Source organism: Parvibaculum sp. (genome assembly GCF_040882025.1).
GTDB lineage: Bacteria > Pseudomonadota > Alphaproteobacteria > Parvibaculales > Parvibaculaceae > Parvibaculum.
Genome location: NZ_JBBECC010000211.1, coordinates 1 through 3449 on the forward strand (window position 1 = coordinate 1; position 3449 = coordinate 3449).

4 protein-coding genes are annotated in these 3449 nt (G+C 63.9%); 2 read left to right on the plus strand and 2 right to left on the minus strand.

What is annotated here, in order from left to right; all coding sequences use genetic code 11:
- A partial coding sequence (locus WEB61_RS16325) for a glycosyltransferase family 4 protein (RefSeq protein WP_368065401.1) occupies positions 1–986 on the minus strand: 986 nt, incomplete at its 3' end.
- The gene (locus tag WEB61_RS16330; protein WP_368065402.1) at positions 986–1948 is read right to left on the minus strand and encodes a UDP-2,3-diacylglucosamine diphosphatase; all 963 of its coding nucleotides are present in this window, start codon (positions 1946–1948) and stop codon (positions 986–988) included. The genes WEB61_RS16325 and WEB61_RS16330, both read right to left, overlap by 1 nt.
- Positions 1949–2168: 220 nt before the next feature.
- On the opposite strand from WEB61_RS16330, the gene WEB61_RS16335 reads away from it, so the two are divergent.
- Both WEB61_RS16335 and WEB61_RS16340 read left to right on the plus strand, forming a co-directional pair.
- Positions 2169–2840, plus strand: coding sequence for a response regulator (locus WEB61_RS16335; protein WP_368065403.1), 672 nt, complete (start codon positions 2169–2171; stop codon positions 2838–2840).
- 2 nt (positions 2841–2842) lie between these two features.
- A partial coding sequence (locus WEB61_RS16340) for a sensor histidine kinase N-terminal domain-containing protein (RefSeq protein ID WP_368065404.1) occupies positions 2843–3449 on the plus strand: 607 nt, incomplete at its 3' end.

Consider the following 3449-nt stretch of genomic DNA (forward strand, 5'->3'; position numbering starts at 1 on the left):
GCGAGCACATCGGCCGGTCCCTGCACGGGGTAGCCGGCGACCGGCGTTCCCGCCGCCATCGCCTCGATCAGCACCAGGCCGAACGTGTCGGTCCGGCTCGGAAAGACGAACACATCGGCCGCCGCATAGGCGTCGGCCAGTTCGCTGCCGAAGAGCGGCCCGGTGAAATGCGCGTCCGGATAGCGTTTCTTCAAATGTTCGAGGCGCGGGCCCTCGCCGACCACCATCTTGGTGCCCGGCAGGTCGAGATCGAGAAAGGCTTCGATGTTCTTCTCGACCGCGATGCGCCCGACATTGAGCCAGACCGGCCGCGCGAGGCCCTTGGGATGTGCGTCCTGCGTGTCGGGTCGTGGTCGGTAGCGTTCGACATCGACGCCGCGCGACCAGATCACGGGGTCGCCGAAGCCGCGTTCTTTCAGTTCCGCCTGCAGCGACGGCGTCGCCACCATCAGGTTCGTCGATTTCGCGTGGAAGCGGCGCAGAAAGGCGTAGCCCCATGAAAGCGGGATGCCGGTGCGCGCGTTCAGATATTCGGCAAAGCGCGTGTGAAACGAAGTCGAGAAGGGAATGTCCTTCCTGAGACAGAAGCGCCGCGCCGCGAGGCCGAGCGGCCCTTCGGTTGCGATATGGATGGCATTCGGGTTCGCCTTGCGGATGATGCGGGCGATCTTGCGCATCGGGAACAGCGCCAGCCTGATTTCCTTGTAGGTGGGCAGCGGTATCGTCGCGAACATGTCGGGTGTGATGAAGGTGACCTCGTGACCCATGCCTTCCAGATGCTGCGTCAGTTGTTGCAGCGTGCGCACGACGCCGTTGACCTGCGGCGGCGCGGCATCCGAGACGATGACGATACGCAGCGGCTCCGAAAAGCGGCCGACATCCTTCGGCAGCGGCTTGCCGCGCAACCGGCTCAGCAACCTTGCGACGCGGCGCTTCCTTCTCGGTGCGAGCGGAGCAAGCGGCGCGAGTACTGTGCTGTGGGGCATCAGGCGGCGCTCAGCACGGCTGGGGCGTCTTCGTCATGGGGTTCCGTCTCGCCATCGGCGAGTTCGGTTTCCCAGGAGAATTTCTGCCAGACGATCAGCGACAGCGCGCCTGTCTCGTCTTCGGACAGTGCCGTGCAGCTTTCGACCCAGTCGCCGTCGTTGCAGTAGAGAACCCCGTCCATGTCGCGCATTTCGGCATGGTGGATGTGACCGCAGATGACGCCGTCGACGCCGCGCTCGCGTGCCTCGCGCGCCACGGCCTGTTCGTAGCTCGAAATATATTCGACCGCATTCTTGACGCGGTTCTTCAGGTAGGACGAGAGCGACCAGTAAGAGAGGCCGAAGAAGCGGCGAATCTCGTGCAGCCAGTTGTTGAGCGTCAGCGCCAGGCCATAGGCGCGGTCGCCGAGATGCGCCAGCCATTTTGCGTATTTCACCACGCTGTCGAACTGGTCGCCATGCAACACCAGGAAGGACCGGCCGTCGGCCGTCTCGTGGATCGCCTCGGCCGTCACGTCGATGCCGCCGAAATTGAGACCGGTATAGTCGCGCAGCGCCTCGTCGTGATTGCCGGGCACATAGATCACCGTCGCGCCCTTGCGTGCCTTGCGCAGGAACTCCTGCACCACCGCGTTGTGCGCCGCGTTCCAGTACCAGGATCGTTTGATGCGCCAGCCGTCGACGATGTCGCCGACCAGATAAATAGTCTCGGCGTCGTTGTGGCGCAGGAAGTCGAGCAGCAGTTCGGCCTTGCAGCCCGGCGTACCCAGATGAATGTCGGAAAGAAAAAGCGTGCGGTGCTGCTTGCGGTGTTTGGGGCGGGGGCCGAGCAGCCTCTCGTCGAGGCCGCCGCGTCGCGCTTTCGCGCGGGCTGCCTCCTTGCGGGATTTTTTTGCCGATGCCGGCGGCGCGGTCGCCGTCTCGTCCATTCGTCTCGGCAGGCCCGTATCGATCACTGTCATATTTACGTTGATCGCCTTGTTGCACTCATCTCGTATCGGTCGCTTCATCCGTCGACGGAGGGCCCATGCACCGAATCGGGCCTCTCCGATGCCGCGAATATGAGGGGGCTCGAACAAGCTTTTGTGACAGATTGATGACGTTTATGTGACAGTCTGCCGCTCCGGCGGCCCCGGCCCGGCATGCTAGAATGATTTTGTTTGGCGCATTTCCGGGATTTTCATGCGGCTTCTGGTGATCGAGGACAATCGCCGTCTGGCGGCACATATTGCCAAGGGCTGCCGTCAGGCGGGCTTTGCCGTCGATGTCTGTCACGATCTCGAAAGCGCCCGCGCCGCCCTCGATGCGGTCAATTATGACGCTGCCATTCTCGATCTCGGTCTACCGGATGGCGACGGTCTCGACTTCCTGGCGCGTCTGCGCCGGTCGGGCAGCGAGCTGCCTGTGCTCGTTCTGACCGCCCGCGACCGGGTCGAGGATCGGGTGGCGGGTCTCGATACGGGGGCAGACGACTACCTCCTCAAGCCCTTTGCCCTGGAAGAGCTGGTCGCCCGCCTCCGTGCGCTGATGCGCCGGCCGGGGCAGGCGCTTGGCCTGCGGCTCGTCGCCGGCAATGTCGAATTCGACACGGTGGCGCGCGAGGTGACGATTTCGGGCATCGTTACCGCCTTCGGCCGGCGCGAAACGGATCTGCTCGAAATCCTGCTCCGCCGTCAGGGCCGGGTGGTGCCGAAGGAATCGATCGAGGAAAAGCTTTATGCTTTCGGTGAAGAGGTTTCGTCGAATTCGGTCGAGGTCGCGATACACCGCCTGCGCAAGCGTCTGGCGGATGCCGGCGCGAGTGTCGAGGTCCACACATTGCGCGGTATCGGCTATTTGCTGGGCGAGATATGAACATGTTGTCGAATTCCCTCGCCGCCCGTCTCACGCGGCGCATGCTGGCGATCGTCGCGCTGGGCTTCGCGCTGCTGCTGGTCATTCTCAATGTGCAGTATGCGATGGAACGGGACTCGCTGCGCGACCGGGCGCTGCTTGCGCAGGCGGCCGACATCGTGGCGCATATTTCGTTTACCGAGGGCGGCGCGCCCCTGCTGTCGCTGCCGGATACCCTCGAAGAGGCCTATCACAGGCCCGACCGCCAATACATGTTCGCGCTGCTTGATGGAACGGGACGCGTTCTTGCGGCCTCGCACGGTCTCGCTTCGCCGCTTGCGCCGTTGCCGGAGGCTGGTGCGGATTCCTATTTTTCCTTCGCCGATCTGTCCGGCCGCGGCGATTATTACGGTGTCACGGCGCCGGTGCCCGGATCGTCGCCACCGCTTTTTGTCCAGGTTGCACAAGGTTCCGTCCATCCCGACGTGCTGGCGGATTCGCTGGTCGCGGAATTTCTGGAGCAGTCATGGGCGTTTCTGCTCGTGCTGGCCGTGCTCATCGCTGTCGTCACCATTTGGACGGTCCGCCGGGCGCTGGCGCCGCTGACGCGGCTTTCGGCGCTGGCGCGGC